Origin of the sequence: Delftia sp. WSY_10 (assembly GCF_043104705.1) — a bacterium.
GTDB classification, from domain to species: Bacteria; Pseudomonadota; Gammaproteobacteria; order Burkholderiales; family Burkholderiaceae_C; genus Comamonas; species Comamonas tsuruhatensis.
In genome coordinates this window covers 76650-99070 of the sequence record NZ_JBICKY010000037.1, presented here as the reverse complement: position 1 = coordinate 99070, position 22421 = coordinate 76650, and the positions used below count along the sequence as shown (strand labels likewise).

Sequence of the window (22421 nt, the reverse complement as noted above, 5' to 3'; positions counted from 1 at the left end):
CGCTCGAATTTTTCCTTTGCCATGATTTCTCCGAAAGAGCAAAACCTGTGTGATGTTTAAGGTCTGCATCCCATTGCTTGGTCGCCCCGCACAGGTGACAGGACGGCATGGGATCGCAGACCGGCAAAAATCGCAGCCCCTTTTCAGGAGCTGCGACTCAAAAGCCTTCGATTATACAAAAAGCCTTACTTGGCGCGAGCAGCCACGATGGCTTCGGCCACGTTGCGGGGAGCTTCGGCGTAGTGCTTGAACTCCATCGTGTACGTAGCGCGGCCTTGCGTCTGCGAACGCAGCGAAGTGGCGTAGCCGAACATTTCCGACAGCGGCACTTCGGCCTTGATGGACTTGCCACCGCCGGCCATGTCGTCCATGCCCTGGACCATGCCGCGACGCGAGGACAGGTCGCCCATCACGGTGCCGGCGTAGTCTTCAGGCGTCTCGACTTCCACGGCCATCATGGGCTCGAGGATGACGGGGCTGGCCTTCTTGGCGCCTTCCTTGAAGCCGAAGATGGCAGCCATCTTGAAGGCCATTTCGTTCGAGTCCACATCGTGGTACGAACCGAAGGTCAGGCGCACCTTGACGTCCACCACGGGGTAGCCGGCCAGCACGCCGGAAGTCAGCGCCTCGATCACGCCCTTCTCGACCGCAGGGATGTATTCGCGAGGAACCACACCGCCCTTGATTTCGTCGACGAACTCGAAGCCCTTGCCGGCTTCCTGGGGTTCCAGGGTCAGCACGACGTGGCCGTACTGGCCCTTGCCGCCGGACTGGCGAACGAACTTGCCGTCCACATCGGTAACCTTCTGGCGAATGGTTTCGCGGTAGGCCACCTGGGGCTTGCCCACGTTGGCTTCCACGTTGAATTCGCGCTTCATGCGGTCAACGATGATTTCCAGGTGCAGCTCGCCCATGCCGGCGATGATGGTCTGGCCCGATTCTTCATCGGTGCGCACGCGGAAGGACGGATCTTCAGCAGCCAGGCGCGACAGGGCGATGCCCATCTTTTCCTGGTCGGCCTTGGACTTGGGCTCCACGGCCTGTGCAATCACGGGCTCGGGGAAGACCATGCGCTCCAGCACGATGGGAGCTTCGACGGCGCACAGCGTTTCGCCGGTGGTGACGTCCTTCAGGCCCACGCAGGCAGCGATGTCGCCGGCGCGGATTTCTTCGACTTCCACGCGCTCGTTGGCCATCATCTGCACGATACGGCCGATACGCTCCTTCTTGCCCTTGACCGAGTTGAACACGGTGTCGCCCTTGGTCAGGACGCCCGAGTACACGCGCACGAAGGTCAGTTGGCCGACGAACGGGTCGGTCATCAGCTTGAAGGCCAGGGCCGAGAACTTTTCGCCGTCGTCTGCCTTGCGGCTGAGCTTGGTTTCTTCGTTTTCGGGATCGGTACCGGTGACGTCAGGGATGTCCACAGGCGCCGGCAGGTAGTCGATCACGGCGTCCAGCATGCGCTGCACACCCTTGTTCTTGAAGGCGGTACCGCACAGCATGGGCTGGATTTCGGTAGCCAGCGTACGAGCGCGCAGGCCGGCCTTCACGTCTTCTTCGGACAGAGTACCTTCTTCCAGGTACTTGTTCATCAGGTCTTCGCTGGCTTCGGCAGCCGCTTCCACGAGGTTTTCACGCCACTTGTTGGCGGTCTCCACCAGCTCGGCGGGGATTTCGTGGTATTCGAACTTCATGCCTTGCGAGGCTTCGTCCCAGATGATGGCCTTCATCTTGACGAGGTCGACCACGCCCTTGAAGTTTTCTTCGGCACCGATCGGGATCACGACGGGCACGGGGTTGGCCTTCAGGCGCAGCTTCATCTGCTCGACGACCTTGAAGAAGTTGGCGCCAGTACGGTCCATCTTGTTCACGAAGGCCAGACGAGGCACCTTGTACTTGTTGGCCTGACGCCACACGGTTTCCGACTGGGGCTGCACGCCGCCCACGGCGCAGTACACCATGCAGGCGCCGTCCAGCACGCGCATGGAACGCTCCACCTCAATGGTGAAGTCCACGTGGCCGGGGGTGTCGATGATGTTGAAACGGTGCTCGGGGTAGGACAGGTCCATGCCCTTCCAGAAGCAGGTCACTGCAGCGGAAGTGATGGTGATGCCGCGCTCTTGCTCTTGCTCCATCCAGTCGGTCGTAGCAGCGCCGTCGTGCACTTCGCCCAGCTTGTGGGTCACACCGGTGTAGAACAGGATACGTTCGGTGGTGGTGGTTTTGCCGGCGTCGATGTGGGCGGAGATACCGATATTGCGGTAGCGCTCGATGGGGGTCTTGCGAGCCATGATGGATCCTTGATTGATCGTATGGAGGGAGTCTCTGCCCGTTCCAGCCTCATGGTGCAGACGGACAGCAGTCTTATCTGGGGACGCTCCTAATCGAGACAAGGCCGCAGGCAAAAATGCATGCGGCCCGTCTGATCAGGAGCGAAGCGCTCTTAGAAGCGGAAGTGGCTGAACGCCTTGTTGGCTTCGGCCATGCGGTGCACTTCGTCACGGCGCTTCATGGCGCCGCCACGGCCTTCGGTGGCCTCGAGCAGCTCGTTGGCCAGGCGCTGGGCCATGGACTTCTCGCCGCGCTTGCGTGCAGCTTCCTTCAGCCAACGCATGGACAGGGCCAGGCGACGCACGGGACGCACTTCGACGGGCACCTGGTAGTTGGCACCGCCGACGCGGCGGGACTTCACTTCGACCATGGGCTTCACGTTGTTGATGGCAACGATGAAGGCTTCCAGCGGGTCTTTGTCAGGGTGCTTCTTTTGAATCAGGTCCAGGGCACCGTAGATGATGCGTTCTGCGACCGCCTTCTTGCCGCCTTCCATGATCACGTTCATGAACTTGGACAGCTCGACATTGCCGAACTTGGGATCCGGCAGGATTTCACGTTTGGGGACTTCGCGACGACGTGGCATTTTTTACCTCTATCTTGCTTCAGTTGGCGTCTTTTCAGACACCGCGAGAGCCAACAGGACTCCCACTTACTCGACCCGCGCAAAACACTTGCGTTTGGGGTCACTACGCTGGATCTCGCGCCACGCGGGATACAGCACCTTCTTCGAAAAAACGCAGGGCTTACTTGGCCTTGGGCTTCTTCGCGCCGTACTTGGAACGGGCTTGCTTGCGGTCCTTGACGCCTTGCAGGTCAAGGGAGCCACGCACGATGTGGTAACGCACACCGGGCAAGTCCTTCACACGGCCGCCGCGCACCAGCACAACGCTGTGCTCTTGCAGGTTGTGGCCTTCACCACCGATGTAGGAGATGACCTCGAAGCCGTTGGTCAGGCGCACCTTGGCAACCTTACGCAGAGCGGAGTTAGGCTTCTTGGGCGTCGTGGTGTACACACGGGTGCACACGCCGCGGCGCTGAGGGCAGTTTTCCATAGCAGGGCTCTTGGATTTGACAACTTCGACCGTGCGGCCCTGACGCACGAGTTGGTTAATGGTTGGCATTAATAAACGTCCCTAAACGTGAATTGCTTGCGAAAAGCGAAAACGTGAATCCCTTCGGAAATTCCGAAAAGCCCTCGACTGTACCAGCTTGCAGGAGATCGCACAACTGCACCCCCTTCAAGCCGGTACGCGAGGGCCTGCGCGACAGGCGCGGGGCTTACTTGATCCAGAGGCGGATCGCATCCCAGGCACGGCCGAAGAAGCCAGCCTGCTCCACGCCTTCAAGCGCCACCAGCGGCACTTCGGCCACGGTGTCGGCCCCCAGCTTGACCTTGAGCGTGCCCATGGCCTGGCCCTTGGTGAACGGAGCGATCAGCGGGTCCTGGCGCACGACTTCGGTGCTCAGCTTGCCGCCACTGCCGGCCGGCACGGTGACCACGATGGGCGTGGTGCGGCCGATCTTGACGGTGCCCGCCTTGCCCTTCCAGACCTCGGGCGTGGCCACGGCCTGCTCGGCGTCGAACAGCTTGACCGAGTCGAAGGCCGCATAGCCCCAGTTCAGCAGCTTCTGGCTTTCATTGGCGCGCGCGTTCTCGCTGGCGGCGCCCAGCACGATGGAGATCAGGCGGCGGCTGCCCACGTTGGGCAGATCGCGCTTGGCCGTGGCCACCAGGCAGTAGCCGGCCGCAGCGGTGTGGCCGGTCTTGAGGCCGTCCACGGTCGGGTCGCGGAACAGCAGCGAGTTGCGGTTGGTGCCGTTGGAGGCCGGCGTGCCCGGGTAGAAGTACTTCTTGGTCGAGTAGTAGTGCATGTACTCGGGGAAGTCCTGCATCAGGCGCTGCGCGAGGATGGACAGGTCGCGCGCCGTGGTCAGGTGGCCGGGCTCGGTCAGGCCTTCGGGGTTCTTGTAGCTGGTGTTCTTCATGCCCAGCGCCTTGGCCTGCTCGTTCATGAGCCGCACGAAGTTCTCGGCCGAGCCGCCCACGCCTTCGGCCAGGGCCATGGTGGCGTCGTTGCCGGACTGCACGATCATGCCCTTGATCAGGTCATCCACCGGCACCTGCATCTTGGGGTCGATGAACATGCGCGAGCCCGGCATCTTCCAGGCGCGCTCGCTGACGGGCAGGCGCTGCTCCAGCGTGATCTTCTTCGCACGCAGTGCGTCGAAGACCAGGTAGCCGGTCATGAGCTTGGTCAGCGAGGCCTGCTCGATGGGCGCATCGATGTCCTTGGCACCCAGCACCTGGTTGGCGGTGACATCGACCAGCAGATAGTTGCGCGCCGCGATCTCGGGCGGCTGGGGCGGGGTGATCTGCGCCAGCGCCAGGGCCGGCGCCATGGCCGCTGCCAGTGCCAGGACTCGCAGCGTGGAGGAAATGGGCTTCATGAGGAAAACTCTCGCTAAAGGGCAGGTAAAGCAGGAAAGGCGGAAGATGCCGCCGGCTGGGGCGGGCCTATTGAGCAGCGGCGCGGGCCGCTAGGGAAGTGAGCGCAAATGGCGGACCACGAGACTCTTGAGTAGCGGCAATTGTCCGTGAAAGAAATGACCGCCCCCTGGCACGACGGTAACAGGCAGTATCTGCGGGCGCGCCCAGTCCATGACGGCCGACAGCGGCACCGTGTCATCGGCCTCGCCGTGCACCACCAATGTCCGGTCATGGGCTTCGGGCGGCACGGGGGCCACCGAGAAACGGCTGGCCGCCGTGCCCACCAGCACAGCCTTTTCCACCCGGCCTTCATTCCACAGGCCCGCCAGCACATGGCTGGTGACGAAGGCGCCGAAGGAAAAGCCCGCCAGCGCGATCGGCCCTTCGGGAGCGACCTGGCGGACCACGGACAGCATGTCCTCGGCCTCGCCGATGCCTGCGTCGTGCTCGCCGGCACTGGCACCCACGCCACGGAAGTTGAAGCGTACGGCCGTGTAGCCGCACTGCACGAAGGCCCGCGCCAGGGTCTGCACCACCTTGTTGTCCATGGTGCCGCCAAACAGCGGATGGGGGTGGGCGATGATGGCCACGCCGCGCGCAGTCGCATCGGCGGCCGGCGCGTCGCGCAGGGCCTCCACGGCCCCGGCAAGGCCGGTCAGGGTCAAACGTTCGGTCTGCGCATTCACAATCGCTATCCTAGTAGTAGCAGCCAGTCCAAGCTGACAAAGCACTGATGCCCGGAAAGGCCCAAAGTTCCAGCCGGTGCTCAGCGGCCCACGTCGGGCGGCAGCAGCAGGCGCTCCACGGGCTGGCCGTTCTTGAGATGGGACTCGACGATCTCGTCGATATCGGTCTCGTCCACGAAGGTGTACCAGGTGCCTTCGGGGTAGACCACGGCCACGGGCCCGCCCGCGCAGCGGTCCAGGCAGCCGGCCTTGTTCACGCGCACCTGGCCCTTGCCGGCCAGGCCCAGCTGCTTGACCTGCTTCTTGCAGTGGTCGAAGCCTGCCTTGGCGCCGTGCAGCGCACAGCAGTCCTCGCCGCCAGGCCTCTCGTTGAGGCAAAAGAAGATGTGGCGCGCATAGTAGTTGCCTGCGCCTTGCTGGCCGCCTTCGGCCCCGGGACGTGGGTTTTCGCTCATGCAGCGGATTCTAGGCCTGCGTCTGCTGCCCCGAAGGCGCCGGGGGCGCTGAAGGTGCAGGCGGCAGCGGCCCTGCATCGCGGCGCGCCACCCTGAGCAGCACGTAGACCAGGGTGGCATAGGGCCACAGCCAGCCCAGCCACTGCCCCAGCCCGTAGAAGCGGATGAAACGCCCCTGCTCCCAGGCCTGCAGCGTCTCGGAGAAATAGGCACTGGTGGGCGCCTGGTTCAGGATGCTCAGTTGCAGCACCAGCACCAGCATCAGCAGGGCTGCACAGGCGCGGCGCGGCAGCGGCAGGGCCACCATGGCCAGGCCCACGCCGCCCCATACGCCCATGCGCACCGGCAGGTCCACCCACTCCCAGGCATGGGCAGGCCCCCAGCTCAGCGCGGCCGACATCGCCGAGACCGCGATGCCGATCACGATGGCCGAGCCCGCCAGCACGGCGCGCCGACCCATGTGGCGCATCACGCAATAGGCCAGCAGGCAGGGCACCCACAGGCCCAGCATCACGCACAGCATCTCGGTCACGGGCGATAGCGGCGTCAGGGCCGACTCGCGCAGCGGCAGCCACATGAGAAAGGGCGTGCCTTCGAGCAGGTCCAGCAGGCCCTGCTCCAGCCGCTCCAGCACCTGGCCCAAACCGAAGGGCACGGCGGCGGGAAAGAGCAGCGCCCAGGGCCACAGCGCCAGCAGCACCATGGCGCCGCCGCCATCCTCGCCCAGCCAATGGGTGCGAAAGGCGCTCCAGCGCGCCAGGGCGCCCAGGCGCTCCAGCAGCAGCGCCACCAGCGCGCCCAACAAGGTACCGCCCGCATTGAGCACCAGATCCAGATTGGAGGGAACGCGCCGCGGCAGGTAGATCTGCAGGAACTCCATGGACAGCGACAGCAGGGTGCCTGCCAGCGCCGCCAGCGGCACGGCCGCGCGCGGGCTGCCGCTGCGCACCAGGGCCAGCGCCAGGAAAAAGCCCAGCGGCGCGTAGCCGACGATATTGGTATTGACGTCGAACCAGGTCCAGTACGGCGGCGGGATCTTTGCCGTCAGGAAGACCAGCGGATCAATGCCCTGGGCACGCCAGCCATCGAAGGGAAACAGGCTGGCGAAAACGATGAGCACCGCATAGACCAGTGCCAGCGGCCAGGCCGAAGTCCTTTGCACCACGCCCTGCCTCCCTCTTCGTTGGATCGGTTTCTCAGAAAGGTTTGACGACCACCAGGATGACGATGGCCGCCAGCAGCAGCACCGGCACCTCGTTGAAGAAGCGGAACCAGCGGTGGCTGTGCTGGTCCCGGTTGTCGATCAGCTTGCGCAGCAGGCGCCCGCAGGCATGGTGGTAGCCGATGACCAGCAGCACGCCGGCCAGCTTGGCGTGCATCCAGCCGTTGCCCGGCCCCTTGCCGATGCCGTAGCCCAGGTACAGCCACAGGCCCAGGCCCAATGCGGGCACGGCCAGCAGCGTGGTGAAGCGCAGCAGCTTGCGTGCCATGAGCAGCAGGCGCTCGCGCTCGGCCACCGAGCCGGGCGTGACCATGGCCACGTTGACGAAGATGCGAGGCAGATAGAACAGGCCCGCGAACCAGCTTGCCACGAAAACGATATGAAAGGCTTTGACCCACAGCATGCGGGCAGTGTACGTGCGTACAGGGGTGCGCCAGGCTGCGCAGGCGCAAAAGCCGAGTCCCGCGTGCCGGCGTCGTCGCCGGGGTTGCGGGGCCTGCGGCGGGAATGGGGCACAATTTTCGGCATGCATCTGTCCAGCCCCACCCCCTTCCCGCACAACCGCCCCCGCCGCCTGCGCCGCGACGCCTTCACGCGCAATCTGGTGCGCGAGAACGTGCTCACGGCCCATGACTTCATCTACCCCGTGTTCGTGCACGAAGGCACGAACCAGCGCGAGGCCGTGCCCTCCATGCCCGGCGTGGACCGCCTGAGCCTGGACCTGCTGCTGCCCGTGGCAGAGCAGTGCGTGCAGCTGGAGATCCCGTTCCTGGCGCTGTTCCCCGCCATCGAGACCTCGCTGAAGACGCCCGACGGCAAGGAGGCGCTCAACCCCGACGGCCTGATCCCGCGCGTGGTGCGGGCGCTCAAGAAGGAGTTCCCGCAACTGGGCGTGATGACCGACGTGGCCCTGGACCCCTACACCAGCCACGGCCAGGACGGCATCCTCGACGAGTCCGGCTACATCATCAATGACGAGACCGTGCAGGTCCTGGTGGGCCAGGCCCTCACCCATGCCGAGGCCGGCGTTGACATGGTGGCGCCCAGCGACATGATGGACGGCCGCATCGGCTCCATCCGCGAGGCGCTGGAGGCCCACGGCCACATCCACACCCGCATCATGGCCTACAGCGCCAAGTACGCCAGCGCCTTCTACGGCCCGTTCCGCGATGCCGTGGGTACGCGCGGCGCGCTGGGCAAGGCCGACAAGAACGTCTACCAGATGGACCCCGCCAACACCGACGAGGCCCTGCGCGAAGTCGCCCAGGACCTGGCCGAGGGTGCCGACATGGTCATGGTCAAGCCCGGCATGCCGTACCTGGACGTGGTGCGCCGCGTCAAGGACGAATTCGGCGTGCCCACCTTCGCCTACCAGGTCAGCGGCGAGTACGCCATGCTCAAGGCCGCCGCCGCCAACGGCTGGCTGGACCATGACCAGGTGATGATGGAATCGCTGCTGGCCTTCAAGCGTGCGGGTGCCGACGGCATCCTGACCTACTTCGCCATCGACGCCGCGCGCAAGCTGCGCGGCTGAACGCATGCCGCCGGTGACGCCGCCCACGGGCACGGGAGCCGCTCCCCCAGCCGGGAACGCCAGGAACATGCGCATCTTCCACCTGCAGCCGGGCGGCGCCACCGAACTGGCCGACCTGCCCGGGCAGGCGCCCGCGCAGGGCTTCCTGTGGATCTCCTGCACCCGCGCCACCTTGCAGGAGCGGCTGGCCGACGTGCAGCGCACGCTGCAGCTGCTGTCGGGCCAGCAGCTGGTGGACCTGCATGTCTCGGACCTGCTCAACGCCCAGCTGCCATCGCGCTACGACTACACCTCGCAGTACGACCTGCTGGTCTTTCGCCGCCTGGCCAGCGGGCAGGCGCGTGCCGCCGCGCAGGCCGGCACGGCCTCTTCGCCTGCGGCGCAGGCGGCGCCCCCCTCGCCTCCCGTGCGCCGCACAGGCCCGCCCGTGCTGCGCAACATCGACACCAGCCCCGTGGGCTTTGCCATGTTCGACCAGGTGCTGCTGTCCGTGCACCCCGACGACTGCACCGTGCGCGACGCCTATGCCGCGCGGCTGCTGGCCGCCATGCCCAGCGATCTGCGCGAGGGACGGCTGAACCCCACATCCGGCACGCGGCTGCCGGCCAGCCCGGCCGACCTCATGCTGCGCGTGGTCAACCTCATCGTGGACGGCTTCCTGGACCTGCGCCGCGAACTGTCGCGCCAGCTGGACCACTGGCAGACCGAGCTGCTGCGCCCGCGCACGCGCTTTGCCAACTGGGGGGCGCTGCTGGACGCACGGCTGGCCCTGCATGAGCTGGACGAAGTCTGCGAAGACCAGCGCGCCGCCGTGCAGGACTGGACGGACGCGCTGGAGACCTGGGCGCCCCCCGAGGGCGCGGCGGCGCTGCGCGAGCTGGACCTGCTCAAGGTGCGCAGCCGCGACGTGCTGGAACACATAGAGCGCGTGGTCCACCATGTGCGGCGGCTGGAGCAAAGCACCGAGACCGTGGTGCAGATGCATTTTTCGGTGCAGAGCAACCGCACCAACGACATCATGCGCACGCTGACCGCGCTGACGGCCGTGTTCCTGCCGCTGAACCTGATTGCCGGCATCTTCGGCATGAACTTCGAGTTCATCCCCCTGGTGCACAAGCAGGACGGCTTCTGGTGGGCCATGGGCTCGATGACGACGATTGCCGTGGGCCTGACCATGTTCTTCTGGCGCAAGCGCTACATGGCGCGCACGGCGCAGGGCTAGGGCCCCGCCCGCTCCAGCGGCATCCACAGCGTGAAGCGATTGCCGCCGGCCAGCGGCGCCCAGTCCAGCCGCGCCTGCAGCGCCAGCGCACGCGTGCGCATGTTCACCAGTCCCTTGCGGCCCTCGGTGGGTGCCTGGGCGCGGTCGAAGGGGTGGCCGTCGTCCTCCACCAGCACCTGCACGCCGGCCCGGCCGTCCAGCGGGGCCTGTGCCGTGCGCACCGTGATCTCGCGCGCGCCGCTGTGCTTGATGATGTTGGTCAGCACCTCCTGCAGGATGCGCAGCACATGCAGGGCGGCCTGCGCGTCCAGCCAGGGCAGCGCGGGCAGGTCGCTCACCTCCCAGTGCAGCCGCAGCCCCGCCCCCTCCAGGCGCGGCCCCAGCCGGTAGCGCAGCCCGGCCAGCAGCGCCAGCAGGTCGCAGTCCAGCGGCTCCAGCGAGTCGATGGACAGCTTCAGGTCATCGATGCACTCCTGCAGCAGCTGCACCAGGTCCACCGTGCCGGCCTGGTTGAACTCCACCACGCGCAGCGCGCTCATCAGCGAGGAGCCCACGCCGTCGTGCATCTCGCGCATCAGGCGCTGGCGTTCCTGCATCAGCGTCTGCTCGCGCTCCACGGCCAGCAGGCGTTCATGGGCCTGGGCCAGCTCCGCCTCCTGGGCCTTGAGCCGTTCCGCCAGATGCAGGTTGGCGTTCTCTGCCACGGCCAGCGCGCCGTTGTAGCGCCGGTAGGCCACCAGCAGGAACAGCGTGAACAGCCCCAGGTACACATAGGGCGTCAGGTAGATGCTCTCCATGCTGATCAGGTAGCTCTGCAGCGCCAGGTCATGGAAGCCGATGGGAAACGACAGCAGCATCCACACCGCCAGCATGGTGCTGCCGCCATCGCGCATGCGCCAGGCGCCCGCCACGGCCATGCACAGCACCAGGATCTCCGGCGGCACCATCAGCAGCCGCAGCAGCGGCAGGATGGTCTCGTGCGCCGGCCCCCACAGCGGCACCGCCACCAGCAGCACCGTGCCCACATAGCCCTGCAGCACCCGGCCCAGCCAGGGCCGGCGCCTGCGCTGCATCAGGCACAGGAAATGGAAGGCCGCCACCGTGGCGCCCATGAGGCCGGCCAGCGTCAGCCAGGAGAACCAGCCGTCCGACAGGGCCAGCCCCTCGCCGTCCACCATGAACTGCAGCGAGCCCAGCAACTGGCACAGCGACATCAGGAAGAACAGCAGGAACACCACATCCCCGCGCCGCCGCTGCAGCGTCCACAGCGCCAGCGCGAACAGGCCCAGCACCAGGTAGGAGCCCGCCGTGTAGACCACCATATCGGCCTGGAGCAGGCTGCGCAGCCGCCAGGACAGGCGCAGCGACTCGGCCGGCCCCGCCCACAGGCTGGACAGCGCCCCGCCCACGCCCTGCTGGCTGGCCATGCGCACATGCACCTGCAGCGGCCTGCCCGGCTGCGCCAGCCCGCCCAGGTCCAGCCACACCGGCCGGTTGAAACTGTTCCACACCCGGCTGCCGCGCGTCTGCCAGGCCAGCTTCCCATCCACATACACCGCCACCGTGCCCACCGTCTGCCAGCGCGGGATATACAGGCGCGCGCCCTGCGGCGTAGGCACCAGGGCTTCAGGCGGCACCACGGCGCGGAACCAGCGCACCTCGGGCGGCGCCGCTGCCAGGTCGCCGCTGCCCGACACGGCCCTGTCGCCCCCATAGGGCAGGTCCACATCGCTCCACGGCGTCGATGCATCCAGCACCGCGTCGTCGGCCGACGCAAGCGCCGCAGGCGGCGCCCAGTGCGTGCTGTCCGACCGCCACAGCTGCGCCTGGCGCAGTTGCACCGCTTCACCTGCGACGGGGCCACGCAGCCCGAATGCCCCCGCCAGCAGCATCGCCAGCGCCACCAGTCCCGCCGAAACCAGCAAGACCCTCCCCTGCAGCAGCGGCTGCGTCATCTGCCCACCGTGGCGGCGCTCATTGCCGCCCCTCGGCCAGCCAGCCGCGCTGCAAGGCCACATGCATCATCTGCGTGCGGCTGGACACCTGCAGCTTGCCGTAGATGCGCCGCACGAAGGTGCGCACCGTGTGGCGCGACACGCCCAGCTGGCGCGCCACCTCGTCCAGCGTGTGGCCGCGCGCCACCAGGCGCAGCACCTCCAGCTCGCGCGTGGACAGCGCCTGCGCGGCGGCCTGCGGCTCGGCAGGCGGCTGCAGCCCGGCCACCGCCCCGGCCCGCTGCTGGCGCAGCAGCAGCTTGCGCGCCACCATGGGATTGATGGGGCTGCCGCCCGCGTGCAGGCTGCGCACTTCCTCCAGCACCGCGTCGGCGGCCAGGTCCTTGAGCAGATAGCCCATGGCGCCGGCCTCGATGGCGGCCAGCACATGCTGCTCGTCGCCAAAGATGGTGCTGACCATCACCGCCGCCCCGGGGTGGCGGGTGCGCACGGCAGCAATCACCTCCAGGCCGCTGCCGTCGGGCAGGCCCAGGTCCACCAGCATCACGTCCATGGCACCGGCCCCATCGGCGCGGCCGAGCTGGTGCAGGGCCTCCGTGCGGCTGGCTGCCGCCCAGCACAGGACCATGTCCTTCGCGGCATTGATCACGCCCACCAGGGCGTGGCGGCAGGCGGCGTCGTCCTCCACCACGGCCACGCGGATGGGTGTGGGCGCGGCATTGCCGGCTCCGGCGGGGCTGGCTGGACTGTCTGGAGGGTCTGCGTGCATGGGCCAAAAGTTCTGCGGACCTGCCATGGCGGCAAGGCCCGCATGTTCACATGGATAGGGGTGCCCCGTCTTGTCGCCCGAAAGGGGGACATACAGGAAAGGCGCCAGTGGCTATGGTCGCCCAGGCCACCCGGCACCGACTTCAAGGTTCAAGGAGATAGACGATGGCCCTCCTGCCCATGCCCCGCACCGCGCAGGCCGGCATTACCGCCCTGACCCGCGCCGTGCCCCGCGCCCTGGCCCTGGCCGCCCTGCTGGGCGCCGCCCCGGGCGCACAGGCCGCGCCCGCCGGCAGCCAACTCACCTGCCATGCGGCCAGCGACGGCAGCGCCGCCGCCAGCGGCCTGGACTGGAGCAGCGCCACCACGCTGCAGGCCGCGCTGGGCAGTGGCGCCTGCAGCAGCATCCGGCTCAAGCAGGGCATCTACCGGCCTACGGCCGGCACGGACCGCAGCGCCAGCTTTGCCATCAACGCCCCGGTGCACTTGCTGGGCGGCTACACCGGCAACAGCGCCGCACCCGAGGAACGCACCACCGACCCGCGCCTGACCGTGCTGTCCGGCGACATCGATGGCAATGACAGCAACCGCGCGGGCGGCATCACGCCCGCCGCCACGGACATCCAGGGCGGCAACAGCTTCAACGTGGTGGTGATCGGCGGGCGGGGCAACAGCAGCAGCGGCGGCCCCTACACACGGGACAACACACGGCTGGACACCCTCACCATCACGGCGGGCCAGTCCGGCGGCACCAGCTACCACGGTGCCGGCCTGTACTGCAACGGCGCGGGAGCGGGCAGCGCCTGCAGCCCCACGCTGCTCAACGTGGTGTTCAGCGGCAACAAGGCCGAGTCCAATGCCGGCCAGGGCGGCGCCCTCTTCAACCTTTCCGACAACGCCGGCACCGCCAGCCCCCTGATCCGCCAGGCCAGCTTCAGCGGCAACAGCGCAGCCATGGGCGGTGCCATCTATAGCGAAGGCTGGGGCAACGGCGCCAATGCCATGGAGATACGCCAGTCCCTGTTCACCGGCAATTCGGCCAGCGCGGACGCAGGCGCCCTCTACCACCTGGTGCACAACACGGCCAATGCCCTGCGCATCGAGGACGTCACCTTCACCGGCAACCGCGCAGGCCGCCATGGCGGCGCCCTGTACTACCGCACGGTGGGCACCTCGTTCACGGGCAGTTCGCTGGTCCGTTTCACCACCTTCGCCGGCAACCAGGCGGGCACCAGCCAGGCGAACGGCAGAGGCCACGCTCTGTACAACGATGCCGCCTGGCCCACCGGGTATGCCAACCCTGTCGCCCTGGTCTCCAGCATTCTGTGGAACGCGACTGGCGCGACAGGCCCGGAGATCTACAACAAGGACGGCAACAACCCGCTGGTGAGCCTGGACTACAGCATTCTCAGGACCGTCAGCACCGCCGGCCTGCCGCTTGGCGCCATCGACATCGACGACAGGGGCACCAATCTTTTCGACCAGGACCCCCTGCTGGCAAGCCTGCACAACAACGGCGGCGCCACGCCCAGCCTGCTGCCGGCCGCAGGCTCGCCGGCCGTGGACGCCGTACCGTCCTACTACTGCAACGGCCTCATCGACCAGCGCGGCCAGGTGCGTCCCCAGGGCGCGGGCTGCGACATGGGCGCGGTGGAACTGCAGGGTGCCGCTGCCTTGATCGTGCAGGTCAGCACGCCAGGCGGCAGCGTGACGGCCGGCGACCTGCCCGTGCCCCTGGACGGCGGCATCGTGCAATGCACGCAGCCTTCCGGCGGCGGCACACCGGCACAGTGCAGCGCCAGCTACCCCTCCGGCGCCCAGACCCTGGTCACGCTGACGGCCACGCCCGCTCCGGCCTACAGGTTCGCAGGCTGGGGCAATGACTGCAGCGGCAACGCCGCCTCCTGCACCGTGACCATGGACCGGGCGCGCAACGTGCTGGCCATGTTCGTGCCCGACACCACGTACACGGGCTCCGGCCCCGGCGGCGCCGTCACCCTGGCCCTGGACAGCCCCAGCGGCGGCTGCGTGCTCGACGGCGCGCCCGCCTTCACGGCAGCCACCGGCAGCCTGCCCGCGGGGCACCGCTATCCCTGGGGACAGGCCAGCTTCCAGGCCATGTACTGCATGCCGGGCGAGAAGCTGGGCGTCACGCTCACGCTGCCCGAGGCCATTCCCGCCCATGCCCGCCTGTTCAAGTACCTGGACCAGCAATGGGTGCCCTGGCCCATCGACAGCCTGCAGGGCCGCACGCTGCGCTTTTCCGTCACCGACAACAACGGCAGCTCCACCGCCGCCGCCACGGGCGACAGCAATCCCGCGCCGGGTGCCATCAGCGACCCCGTGCTGCTGGCCGTGCCGCTAGCGGGTCCTGCCGGCCCCACGGCCACGCCCGTGCCGGGCCTGGGCCTGCCCGCCTTGGCGCTGCTGGGCCTTTTGACCGCTGCAGGCGCTGCGCTGTCGCGAAGGGAGAGGAGTTCACGGAAAATCGGCGCTGGCACATCGCCACGCACCCCCAGGAGTTCCCCATGACCGCATCCGCAAGCCGGAGCCCGCTTTCACGCCGCAGCCTGCTGGCCGCCAGCGCAGCCACCGGCCTGGCCCTGTGCGAAAGCGCCCTGGCCGCCCCCGCCGCCCCCGGGAAAAGCACCGAAGCCGCCGTGCTCACCATCAGCGGCCCCGGCGTGCGCGGCAACCGGGGGCCGCTGGACCCGGTGGCCGATCTGCTGCTGAAAAACCATGGCCTGGCCTTCGACTCGGCCTGGACCACAGGGGCCGGTGCGCTGGAGCGCCTGCCCACGGTGGAGATCACGCCCCATATCGAATACGACGGCCAGCCCCACCGGCTGCGCGGCCCGCTGCTGGCCACCGTGCTGCAGGCGGCCGGCGTGGACACCGCCGCCGCAGCGGCCAAGGGCCAGTGGATCACCCTGCAGGCCATCGACGGCTACCGCGCCCAGCTGCCGCTGGCGCAGGCCCTGCAATGGCGCATGCTGCTGGCCACGCACATGGACGGCCTGCGCCTGGGCCTGGGCGGCCTGGGCCCGCAATGGGCCATGTATGACGCCGACCGCATTGCCGATCTGGCAGGCAAGCCGCTCAAGGAACGTTTTGCGCAGGCGCCCTGGGGGCTGTACCACATGGGGCTGCACGCGCAGCAGCCCCAGGGCTGAAGCTGGCTTCAGAGCGCGGCAGGGCGCGCATTTGGAGTACCATTTCGCGATCCCCTCGGGGGATACGGGCTTGGCGGCCCGGAACAACGTAGGCGCAGCAGCCGCACGCCTTTTTCACGAGGCAGCGGCTTTTTCATCTTCCCGGTGCTGCGCCGGGCACGGTTCCGTTTTGGCGGGGCTGTGCGGGACCTCCGTAAGGGGGTGCCGGTCCTACGTCCGGTCCGCCAACCTGCACAGTCCTGCCACCTCTCTTGGCGGAGTGGCGGCAGGCTCTTTATGTCACGTAGGAGCTGCCATGGCTGACATCACTCCATCCGGCGAATCAGTTGCCACCCCTCCCTCTTCCACCCTAGGCCCGCCCGGGGAAGAGACCGGCCTGTACTACCCCATTTCCGAATACGAGGTCTATCGCATCAAGGACTGCATGCACCAGATGGGCCTGGTGATCGACCTGTGCTGCATGGCCGGCCCCGACCAACAACTGAACGACCTGGGCGGGCTGATGAGCTTCCTGACCGCGCAGCAGCGCGCGCTGCGGGGCACGCTGCAGACCGTGCAGGCGCGCAAGGCGACGCCGGGGCCGGCCTGTGATCCGGACCCCGGGGGTTGATCAGGCCAGCTGCGGACACTCGCGCAGCACCGGTCAGCCCGGCCTGGCGCCGTCCGCATCCCGGCGAATGGATGGCCATTGCCTGAGCAATTCAGGCAAGGCCGTCTGCACGGTGTCCCACACCAGATCGAGGTTGATGTCGAAATAGCCATGGGCGATGCGGTTGCACATGCCGCGCATGTTGCGCCATGGCACTTGCCCGTGTGTCTGGGCGAACTCGGCATAGCCATCCATGACCTTCGTGACAGCCTCGCCGATGATGACGAGGCTCATGATGACGGCCTGCTGGGTGCGCTTGTCCTCCAGGAAATCCTCCTTGGCCAAGCCCTCCACGAAGCTACAGGCATCCGTTGCGGCCTGCTGTATGTGATCGAGGTAATCGGGAAGGCGATGCCCGTTCATATCGGCTGCGCCTCCGCAAGCACCTGGGCACGGAACTTCAGCGGCAGGTCTCCGGGCGTCAGCAGATCAACGCGAAGGCCGAGCAGCGATTCCAGCTCGGCCTGCAGGCCGCCCAGGTCGAACAGCGTCGCGCCCGGCAATGCATCGACCAGCAGGTCGAGGTCGCTGCCGTCCCGGTCGGTGCCATGCAGCACGGAGCCGAAGACGCGCGGGTTCGCAGTGCGGAAACGGCTGGCCATTTCACGCACTGCGCTGCGATTCATGTCGAGCACCACGGACGGTCGCATGGACATCCTTTCCTGTTGAGACTTCTGGAAAGCCTATTGCATCAGGCACCGGGTTTCAAGCAGCACTCCCGGAAATCCCGATGCCTGGATTTTCCATGCCGGGCCACGCCCGGCACGGCAGATCAGGCCAGGTGCTGGTCGAAGAAGGCCAGCGTGCGATCGCGCGCCTGCAGGGCGCTGGCCTCGTCGTAGGCGCTGCGCTGGTCGCAGTTGAAGCCGTGGTCTGCGTCGTACAGGTGCACCTGCACATGCTTTTGCGCCTGGGCGAAGGCCTGCACGGCGTCCACGGGAATGTGCGCATCGCGCCGGCCGAAGTGGGCGATGACGGGGCACAGCGGCTCGCGGCCCATCTCCAGCGGCGTGGTCATGCCGCCGCCGTAGTAGCAGGCCGCAGCCGACAGGCTGGGCAGGTTGCAGGCCGCGCGCCAGGCCCACAGGCCGCCCCAGCAAAAGCCCACGATGCCCACCTTGCCGCCGGGCACCAGCGTGGCGGCATGGGCGATGGCGGCCTCGATCTCGGGCAGCACGCCGGGCTGGGGCAGCGCCTCGGCGGCGGATTTCAGCGCCATGCCCTTGGCACGGTCGGCGTCGCCGTAGCCCAGGTCCACACCCGGCTCCACACGCGTGAACAGTGACGGCGCCACGGCCACATAGCCCCGCGCCGCAAGCCGGTCGGTCACGGCGCGGATATGGGCGTTGACGCCGAAGATCTCCTGCAGCACGACGATGGCACCGCGCGCGGGCACGTCGGGGCGGGCCACCCAGGCCGGCGAAGACGTGCCATCCAATGAAGTCAACTGCACAAAACTGCCCATGTCCGCGTTCCTTTCTGTCTGAGAACCTGTTGTGATTTCCCGGTGGGCGGACGCGCCCCGCAATGCTGTAATGGCGGCGGGCCGGCCCGTGCGGCAATTCTTTCACAGGAGACATTCGATGGAACGAAAAGTCGTGCTCATCACCGGCGGCAGCCGCGGCATAGGCGCCGCAACGGCACGCATGGCAGCGCACCGGGGCTGGGACGTGGTGATCAGCTACCAGCACCAGCGCGATGCGGCCGAGGCCGTGGTGGCCGACGTGCAACTGGCCGGCACCCGCGCGCTGGCCGTGCAGGCCGATGTGGGCGACGAAGCCGAGGTGCTGGCCCTGTTCGGTGCGGTGGATGCGCAGTTCGGCCGGCTGGATGCCCTGGTCAACAACGCCGGTGTGGTGGACCGCGCGCAGACCGTGGCCGAGATGAGCGTGCAGCGGCTGGAGCGCATGTTCCGCGTCAATACCATCGGCAGCTTCATCTGCGCGCGCGAGGCCGTGCGGCGCATGAGCACCCGCCACGGCGGACGGGGTGGCGCCATCGTGAACGTCTCCAGCATCGCTTCGCGGCTGGGCGCACCGGGCCAGTACGTGGACTATGCGGCCGCCAAGGGCGCGTTGGACGTGATGACGCTGGGCCTGGCCAAGGAAGTCGCCGCCCAGGGCATACGCGTGAACGCCGTGCGGCCCGGCTTGATAGAGACCGGCATCCACGCCAGCGGCGGACAGCCCGACCGCGTCGAGCGCCTGGCGCCCAACGTGCCCATGCAGCGCGGCGGCAGGGCCGAGGAGGTGGCCGACGCCATCCTCTGGCTGATGTCCGACGGCTCGCACTACACCACGGGCAGCCTGGTCGATATCTCGGGCGGCAACCTCTAGCTCCAAGGCAACCATGGACCTCAAACCGCTGATCACTTTGGTGGCCATCATCAACCCGCTGGCCATCGTCCCCTTCTTCATCCACTACACCGAGGGATTCAGCGCCCAGCAGCGCCAGCAGACCATTCGCACGGCGGCGCTGGCCTCGTTCTGCGTGATCGCGGCCTGCGCCATCATCGGGCTGCAGGTGCTGGACTTCTTCAACATCTCGCTGCAGAGCTTCCAGGTGGGCGGCGGCCTGCTGCTGCTGATCAGCGCGATGAACATGCTCAACGCCCGCCCGGCCGAGGAACGGCCCAACGCGCCCACTCTGGCGGCAGGCGCGGAAAAGGCCGCCATGGGCAACAGCATTGCCGTGGTGCCGCTGACGATTCCGCTGCTGACGGGGCCGGCCTCCATGTCCACCGTGGTGATCTATGCCGACCAGGCACGCACCATCTGGCAGCACCTGGCGCTGGTGGGCTATGGCGTGGTGGTGGCCCTGGTGGTGATGGTCTGCTTTTCGCTGGCCGACCCGATTGCGCGCGTGCTGGGCAAGACCGGCATCAACGTGATGACGCGGCTCATGGGCCTGATCCTCGCGGCCCTGGCCGTGGAGGTGATGGCGGGCGGGCTGGTGAAGATCTTCCCCATCCTGGCCTCGCCCGCGATCGTGCCCTGAACGGGCTGGCTGGCCGATTGAAGGCCCGCCGGATCAGGCCGGCACGGCCCGCGCGCGGTCGGCGCTGCCGTCGCAGGCACCGCCGCAGCCCGTGATGGGCTGCTCGGGCAAGGCCTCGGGGTGGGCCAGCGAGCCCGTGGCGGGATCGAAGCCCGCACTGCGCAGATGCAGGGCCAGCGCCGCATCCATGGTCTGCGCATGGTGCACGAACCAGGCCGCCAGCTCGCCCGCCATGCTGCGGATCACGGCCAGATCCCCCGCTGCCGCCTTGGCCGCCCCCTCGCGCATCACCTGCAGCACCACCTTGTGCTGCAGGCTGTGGCAGTTGGTGCTGGTGAACCGCGTGGACTGCATCCAGCGGTCTTCCTGGTCGAAGTGCACCTGCGTATGCGCGATCAACTCATCCCAGCGCACGCACAGCTGCGCATCATCGGCCGCCTCCACCTCGGCCAGCAGCAGCACGAACTCCTGGTGCACCTCGTCCATGGCCGGCAACTCCAATGCCAGCGCTCCGCTCCATTCCAGCACGGCCATATGCTTCTCCTGCCTTCATCATGAAAGACTGCAGCTTAGGAACAGCACCGCCCAACCCGTTTGACCCACATCAGCCAACCCGAAAACAGCAAAGCCCCGCGAGCGGGGCTTGGTCAAGGCGGATAAAACTGGCGCGGCCAAAAGGCCAGGGGCACCGAGCAAGAGCCGCCTCGTGGCGAAGGTGCCGTCCCCCTCCCTTGCGAAGCAAGTAGAGAGGGGGAAGGCGCGCAGCGCCTCAGGGGGTGCCTACCAGCTTACTGTCCATATTTACGCTTGGCATCCGCCACGCAGGCATCCTTGGCGTCACCGCTCATGGTGTCGCAACGGGCCTTGGCAGCCTTGTAGTCGGCTTCGCGGGTTTCCTCGGCAGCGTCCTTGCGGGTCTCGGCCACGTTGGCGGCCTTGGCGGCAGAGTTGGCGGCAGGTTCGGCCTGGGCCTTGTTCACCTTGGCGGCTTCGACGGCACGCACATGGGCAGCCTTGGCATCCTTCACGCAGACGTCCTTGGCGTCGCCCTTGAGGTCATCGCACTTTTCCTTGGCGATGTCGTAGTCCGCATCAGCCTTGGCCTTGAGTGCCTTTTCGCTGTTCTTGGGCGAAGGATTGCGGCGCGACTCCAGCTCAGCCTTGGCCACGTTTTCCTGGCCCTTGGCCTGCTTCTCGCAGACGTCCTTGGCGTTGTCCTTGAGCGGCTTGCACTGTTCCTTGGCAGCCTTGTAGTCGGCCTCGATCTGGTTCTTGGCGGCCGTGTGCTCGGCATTGGTCATGGCCATGGCGCCGGAGGCCATCAGGCCCAGGGCGACGGCGGACAGCATGTGGCGAAAGCGTTGCGGTGTTTGCATGATGGAACTCCTTGTATTTGTACTGAACCGGCCCTTGGTGCCTGCGGCGGCGGGCCATTGGTGCGTGCCCTCAGGCACGCTGGCTGTCGAGGAGCGGATGGCGGCGCCGGCCAGGGCGACCAGCCCATCCGCAGTCCACCCTCGTCAGTCTTCGAAGCGGAAGTCGGGGTTGCGCTTTTGCCAGTCGGTCAGCTGCTTTTCGGCAGCGTCGCGGGCCAGGCCCTGGCGCTCCTGCAGCTTGCCCAGGAATTGCTCGCGCTTGCCGGCGATCACGTCCAGATCGTCATCGGTGAGCTTGCCCCATTGCTCACGGATCTTGCCGGTGAATTGCTTCCAGTTGCCCTTGATGCGGTCTTCATTCATGGCTTGTTCCTTTCAGTGATGTTGAAGTCGTGCCGTGCAATCAGGCCTTGTTTTTTTCAAAGCCGCGATCTGCATCAGCGACGGTTTCACTGTAAAAAACCTGCGCGCCGCGCGCCGTAGTCTGGACCTAGTGTTGACGGTCGTCCCAGGGGCAGCCGAGACGGTGGGATCGGGACTACAGCCCCTGACGGACGCGCGGGAAGCGCTGGGTCAGGCGCGGCCCGCCCCTGCCCTGAGTACCCGGCCTTTTCCCCGTATGTCCGCACCTGCGCCGTGGCGGTTGCGGGGTTGCAAGCCTGCCGAAGGACAGGCTTGCTTCGTGATCTGACCTTTCTTGGCGAATCAAGAAAAGGGCAGTCGGCTGCCGGGCCGAGACCCGGCCTCGAAAAGCAACCATCCGGCAGGGGCAGAAAAAGTCCACTTGCTTGCAGAGCCAGTTGCCGAAAACAAAAAACGGCCAGCGGATGCAATGCACCCACCAGCCGTTCTCAAGAGAATGGATGGGCTGGAAATCCAGCAGCAGCTCAGTGCCCCTGCTGCCCCAGCCACGCATCGATCTGCGCAATGGCCGCATCCGTGGCCTTGGCCAGGGCCTGGGCGCCGCCCGCCGCATCGCCCGAAGCTGCAGGACTGCGCACCTCGAACACCTTCTGTCCGAGCAGGCGGTCCACAGCACCGCTTTGCTCGACCAGGGTGGCGCGCAGGCGCACCACGCCGGCACTGGAGCCGGGCGCGTCAAAGACCTGGCTGAACTCTTCGATGTCCACGCGCAGCAGCGTGGGCACGGCGCCTTGCAGGCGCGGCTGGGCCACGCTTTCGCTGCTGGCCAGCACGGGGCGCTGCAGGCCCAGCTGGCTGCGCAGGCGCTGCTGCAGCAGCAGTGCAGGAGGCTGGCTCCAGCGCGCCAGCTGGTAGGGGCGCAGTTCCTGGCCGTTGGCATAGGCCAGGCGGTAGAACATGGCCGTGCTGCCGTCGGACAGGGCGGGGGCCTCCACATCGGCCAGCGCCAGCGGCGTGCGTGCCTGCGGGGCGGCGGATGTGGCGGACTGCGCGGGCGTGGACAGCGGCGCCAGCCCGAAGTCATAGCGTGCGGGCTGGGCGGGGGGCTGCGGCAGGGCCGAGCAGCCGGCCAGCAGGATCAGGGCGGCGGCCAGTCCAGCGCTGGCCACGGCGGTCTTGCGAGATGGGGACATGCG

Annotated in this window: 24 protein-coding genes; 7 read left to right on the top strand and 17 right to left on the bottom strand. The window is 67.4% G+C overall.

The window, feature by feature from the left end; all coding sequences use genetic code 11:
* Positions 1-185: 185 nt before the first annotated feature.
* The 8 genes from fusA to ACF8ML_RS18340 all read right to left on the bottom strand — a co-directional run bounded on the left by fusA (position 186) and on the right by ACF8ML_RS18340 (position 7591).
* Positions 186-2294, bottom strand: coding sequence for an elongation factor G (gene fusA / locus ACF8ML_RS18375; protein WP_016448515.1), 2109 nt, complete (start codon positions 2292-2294; stop codon positions 186-188).
* A 152-nt stretch (positions 2295-2446) separates the two neighbouring features.
* The gene (rpsG, locus tag ACF8ML_RS18370; protein WP_016448516.1) at positions 2447-2920 is read right to left on the bottom strand and encodes a 30S ribosomal protein S7; all 474 of its coding nucleotides are present in this window, start codon (positions 2918-2920) and stop codon (positions 2447-2449) included.
* Positions 2921-3080: 160 nt separating this feature from the next.
* Positions 3081-3458, bottom strand: coding sequence for a 30S ribosomal protein S12 (gene rpsL, locus ACF8ML_RS18365; protein ID WP_003059441.1), 378 nt, complete (start codon positions 3456-3458; stop codon positions 3081-3083).
* Positions 3459-3615: 157 nt separating this feature from the next.
* Entirely contained in the window at positions 3616-4785 is a 1170-nt protein-coding gene (locus ACF8ML_RS18360; RefSeq protein WP_016453570.1) for a D-alanyl-D-alanine carboxypeptidase family protein, read from the bottom strand.
* 90 nt (positions 4786-4875) lie between these two features.
* Positions 4876-5511, bottom strand: a complete 636-nt coding sequence (locus ACF8ML_RS18355; RefSeq protein ID WP_017405508.1) for an alpha/beta hydrolase — start codon at positions 5509-5511, stop codon at positions 4876-4878.
* A gap of 80 nt (positions 5512-5591) precedes the next feature.
* Positions 5592-5966 (bottom strand): ferredoxin, encoded by a 375-nt coding sequence (locus ACF8ML_RS18350; RefSeq protein WP_016448519.1) that lies wholly within the window; start codon positions 5964-5966, stop codon positions 5592-5594.
* 10 nt (positions 5967-5976) lie between these two features.
* Positions 5977-7131, bottom strand: a complete 1155-nt coding sequence (locus tag ACF8ML_RS18345) for a VanZ family protein (protein WP_016448520.1) — start codon at positions 7129-7131, stop codon at positions 5977-5979.
* A gap of 31 nt (positions 7132-7162) precedes the next feature.
* Positions 7163-7591 (bottom strand): CopD family protein, encoded by a 429-nt coding sequence (locus ACF8ML_RS18340; RefSeq protein WP_016453572.1) that lies wholly within the window; start codon positions 7589-7591, stop codon positions 7163-7165.
* 123 nt (positions 7592-7714) lie between these two features.
* On the opposite strand from ACF8ML_RS18340, the gene hemB reads away from it, so the two are divergent.
* Together hemB and ACF8ML_RS18330 are read left to right on the top strand one after the other, a co-directional pair.
* The gene (gene hemB, locus ACF8ML_RS18335) at positions 7715-8722 is read left to right on the top strand and encodes a porphobilinogen synthase (protein WP_047326969.1); all 1008 of its coding nucleotides are present in this window, start codon (positions 7715-7717) and stop codon (positions 8720-8722) included.
* A 4-nt stretch (positions 8723-8726) separates the two neighbouring features.
* A complete protein-coding gene (locus tag ACF8ML_RS18330; protein WP_047326968.1) occupies positions 8727-9944 on the top strand; it encodes a magnesium transporter CorA family protein in 1218 nt (405 codons plus the stop codon).
* Here the strand turns inward: ACF8ML_RS18330 and ACF8ML_RS18325 are convergent.
* Positions 9941-11899, bottom strand: a complete 1959-nt coding sequence (locus ACF8ML_RS18325; protein ID WP_392407595.1) for an ATP-binding protein — start codon at positions 11897-11899, stop codon at positions 9941-9943. The genes ACF8ML_RS18330 and ACF8ML_RS18325 overlap by 4 nt on opposite strands.
* Positions 11900-11918: 19 nt before the next feature.
* A complete protein-coding gene (locus ACF8ML_RS18320) occupies positions 11919-12668 on the bottom strand; it encodes a response regulator (protein WP_392407593.1) in 750 nt (249 codons plus the stop codon).
* A gap of 164 nt (positions 12669-12832) precedes the next feature.
* Between ACF8ML_RS18320 and ACF8ML_RS18315 the strand changes: the two genes are divergently transcribed.
* From ACF8ML_RS18315 to ACF8ML_RS18305, 3 genes are all read left to right on the top strand, one after another.
* Positions 12833-15199 (top strand): choice-of-anchor Q domain-containing protein, encoded by a 2367-nt coding sequence (locus ACF8ML_RS18315; RefSeq protein ID WP_209672785.1) that lies wholly within the window; start codon positions 12833-12835, stop codon positions 15197-15199.
* On the top strand, positions 15196-15840 hold the full coding sequence (locus ACF8ML_RS18310; protein WP_374006571.1) for a molybdopterin-dependent oxidoreductase: 645 nt from the start codon (positions 15196-15198) through the stop codon (positions 15838-15840). Before ACF8ML_RS18315 ends, ACF8ML_RS18310 begins: the two co-directional genes overlap by 4 nt.
* A 295-nt stretch (positions 15841-16135) precedes the next feature.
* Complete coding sequence (locus tag ACF8ML_RS18305; RefSeq protein ID WP_047326964.1) at positions 16136-16450, top strand: hypothetical protein; 315 nt, start codon at positions 16136-16138, stop codon at positions 16448-16450.
* Between the two features lie 33 nt (positions 16451-16483).
* On the opposite strand, the gene ACF8ML_RS18300 is transcribed toward ACF8ML_RS18305, so the two are convergent.
* The 3 genes from ACF8ML_RS18300 to ACF8ML_RS18290 form a co-directional block, all read right to left on the bottom strand.
* Positions 16484-16852: a DUF86 domain-containing protein gene (locus tag ACF8ML_RS18300; protein WP_392407592.1), complete on the bottom strand. Its 369-nt coding sequence runs from the start codon at positions 16850-16852 to the stop codon at positions 16484-16486.
* On the bottom strand, positions 16849-17139 hold the full coding sequence (locus ACF8ML_RS18295; protein WP_047326971.1) for a nucleotidyltransferase family protein: 291 nt from the start codon (positions 17137-17139) through the stop codon (positions 16849-16851). Before ACF8ML_RS18295 ends, ACF8ML_RS18300 begins: the two co-directional genes overlap by 4 nt.
* Positions 17140-17261: 122 nt before the next feature.
* The gene (locus tag ACF8ML_RS18290; RefSeq protein WP_016448529.1) at positions 17262-17954 is read right to left on the bottom strand and encodes a dienelactone hydrolase family protein; all 693 of its coding nucleotides are present in this window, start codon (positions 17952-17954) and stop codon (positions 17262-17264) included.
* 118 nt (positions 17955-18072) lie between these two features.
* Here ACF8ML_RS18290 and ACF8ML_RS18285 point away from each other — a divergent pair, with 118 nt between their 5' ends.
* Both ACF8ML_RS18285 and ACF8ML_RS18280 read left to right on the top strand, forming a co-directional pair.
* Positions 18073-18825 (top strand): SDR family oxidoreductase, encoded by a 753-nt coding sequence (locus tag ACF8ML_RS18285; RefSeq protein WP_154833232.1) that lies wholly within the window; start codon positions 18073-18075, stop codon positions 18823-18825.
* Between the two features lie 13 nt (positions 18826-18838).
* Complete coding sequence (locus tag ACF8ML_RS18280) at positions 18839-19486, top strand: MarC family protein (RefSeq protein ID WP_016448531.1); 648 nt, start codon at positions 18839-18841, stop codon at positions 19484-19486.
* A gap of 33 nt (positions 19487-19519) precedes the next feature.
* Here ACF8ML_RS18280 and ACF8ML_RS18275 read toward each other — a convergent pair whose 3' ends face one another.
* From ACF8ML_RS18275 to ACF8ML_RS18260, 4 genes are all read right to left on the bottom strand, one after another.
* Positions 19520-20020, bottom strand: coding sequence for a hemerythrin domain-containing protein (locus tag ACF8ML_RS18275; protein WP_016448532.1), 501 nt, complete (start codon positions 20018-20020; stop codon positions 19520-19522).
* 254 nt (positions 20021-20274) lie between these two features.
* Positions 20275-20862 carry a hypothetical protein gene (locus ACF8ML_RS18270; protein ID WP_016448533.1) on the bottom strand — a complete coding sequence of 196 codons (588 nt, stop codon included), beginning with the start codon at positions 20860-20862 and terminating at the stop codon, positions 20275-20277.
* A gap of 144 nt (positions 20863-21006) precedes the next feature.
* Positions 21007-21225, bottom strand: a complete 219-nt coding sequence (locus ACF8ML_RS18265) for a CsbD family protein (RefSeq protein WP_012202308.1) — start codon at positions 21223-21225, stop codon at positions 21007-21009.
* Between the two features lie 524 nt (positions 21226-21749).
* Positions 21750-22418, bottom strand: coding sequence for an ABC-type transport auxiliary lipoprotein family protein (locus tag ACF8ML_RS18260; RefSeq protein ID WP_016453581.1), 669 nt, complete (start codon positions 22416-22418; stop codon positions 21750-21752).
* Positions 22419-22421 lie beyond the last annotated feature (3 nt).

What these genes read in the sequence shown, in the direction of transcription:
- fusA (WP_016448515.1), bottom strand. Translation starts at nt 2,294, where the DNA reads ATGGCTCGCAAGACCCCCATCGAGCGCTACCGCAATATCGGTATCTCC.
- rpsG (WP_016448516.1), bottom strand. Translation starts at nt 2,920, where the DNA reads ATGCCACGTCGTCGCGAAGTCCCCAAACGTGAAATCCTGCCGGATCCC.
- rpsL (WP_003059441.1), bottom strand. Translation starts at nt 3,458, where the DNA reads ATGCCAACCATTAACCAACTCGTGCGTCAGGGCCGCACGGTCGAAGTT.
- ACF8ML_RS18360 (WP_016453570.1), bottom strand. Translation starts at nt 4,785, where the DNA reads ATGAAGCCCATTTCCTCCACGCTGCGAGTCCTGGCACTGGCAGCGGCC.
- ACF8ML_RS18350 (WP_016448519.1), bottom strand. Translation starts at nt 5,966, where the DNA reads ATGAGCGAAAACCCACGTCCCGGGGCCGAAGGCGGCCAGCAAGGCGCA.
- ACF8ML_RS18340 (WP_016453572.1), bottom strand. Translation starts at nt 7,591, where the DNA reads ATGCTGTGGGTCAAAGCCTTTCATATCGTTTTCGTGGCAAGCTGGTTC.
- hemB (WP_047326969.1), top strand. Translation starts at nt 7,715, where the DNA reads ATGCATCTGTCCAGCCCCACCCCCTTCCCGCACAACCGCCCCCGCCGC.
- ACF8ML_RS18330 (WP_047326968.1), top strand. Translation starts at nt 8,727, where the DNA reads ATGCCGCCGGTGACGCCGCCCACGGGCACGGGAGCCGCTCCCCCAGCC.
- ACF8ML_RS18325 (WP_392407595.1), bottom strand. Translation starts at nt 11,899, where the DNA reads ATGACGCAGCCGCTGCTGCAGGGGAGGGTCTTGCTGGTTTCGGCGGGA.
- ACF8ML_RS18320 (WP_392407593.1), bottom strand. Translation starts at nt 12,668, where the DNA reads ATGCACGCAGACCCTCCAGACAGTCCAGCCAGCCCCGCCGGAGCCGGC.
- ACF8ML_RS18315 (WP_209672785.1), top strand. Translation starts at nt 12,833, where the DNA reads ATGGCCCTCCTGCCCATGCCCCGCACCGCGCAGGCCGGCATTACCGCC.
- ACF8ML_RS18310 (WP_374006571.1), top strand. Translation starts at nt 15,196, where the DNA reads ATGACCGCATCCGCAAGCCGGAGCCCGCTTTCACGCCGCAGCCTGCTG.
- ACF8ML_RS18305 (WP_047326964.1), top strand. Translation starts at nt 16,136, where the DNA reads ATGGCTGACATCACTCCATCCGGCGAATCAGTTGCCACCCCTCCCTCT.
- ACF8ML_RS18300 (WP_392407592.1), bottom strand. Translation starts at nt 16,852, where the DNA reads ATGAACGGGCATCGCCTTCCCGATTACCTCGATCACATACAGCAGGCC.
- ACF8ML_RS18295 (WP_047326971.1), bottom strand. Translation starts at nt 17,139, where the DNA reads ATGCGACCGTCCGTGGTGCTCGACATGAATCGCAGCGCAGTGCGTGAA.
- ACF8ML_RS18290 (WP_016448529.1), bottom strand. Translation starts at nt 17,954, where the DNA reads ATGGGCAGTTTTGTGCAGTTGACTTCATTGGATGGCACGTCTTCGCCG.
- ACF8ML_RS18285 (WP_154833232.1), top strand. Translation starts at nt 18,073, where the DNA reads ATGGAACGAAAAGTCGTGCTCATCACCGGCGGCAGCCGCGGCATAGGC.
- ACF8ML_RS18280 (WP_016448531.1), top strand. Translation starts at nt 18,839, where the DNA reads ATGGACCTCAAACCGCTGATCACTTTGGTGGCCATCATCAACCCGCTG.
- ACF8ML_RS18275 (WP_016448532.1), bottom strand. Translation starts at nt 20,020, where the DNA reads ATGGCCGTGCTGGAATGGAGCGGAGCGCTGGCATTGGAGTTGCCGGCC.
- ACF8ML_RS18270 (WP_016448533.1), bottom strand. Translation starts at nt 20,862, where the DNA reads ATGCAAACACCGCAACGCTTTCGCCACATGCTGTCCGCCGTCGCCCTG.
- ACF8ML_RS18265 (WP_012202308.1), bottom strand. Translation starts at nt 21,225, where the DNA reads ATGAATGAAGACCGCATCAAGGGCAACTGGAAGCAATTCACCGGCAAG.
- ACF8ML_RS18260 (WP_016453581.1), bottom strand. Translation starts at nt 22,418, where the DNA reads ATGTCCCCATCTCGCAAGACCGCCGTGGCCAGCGCTGGACTGGCCGCC.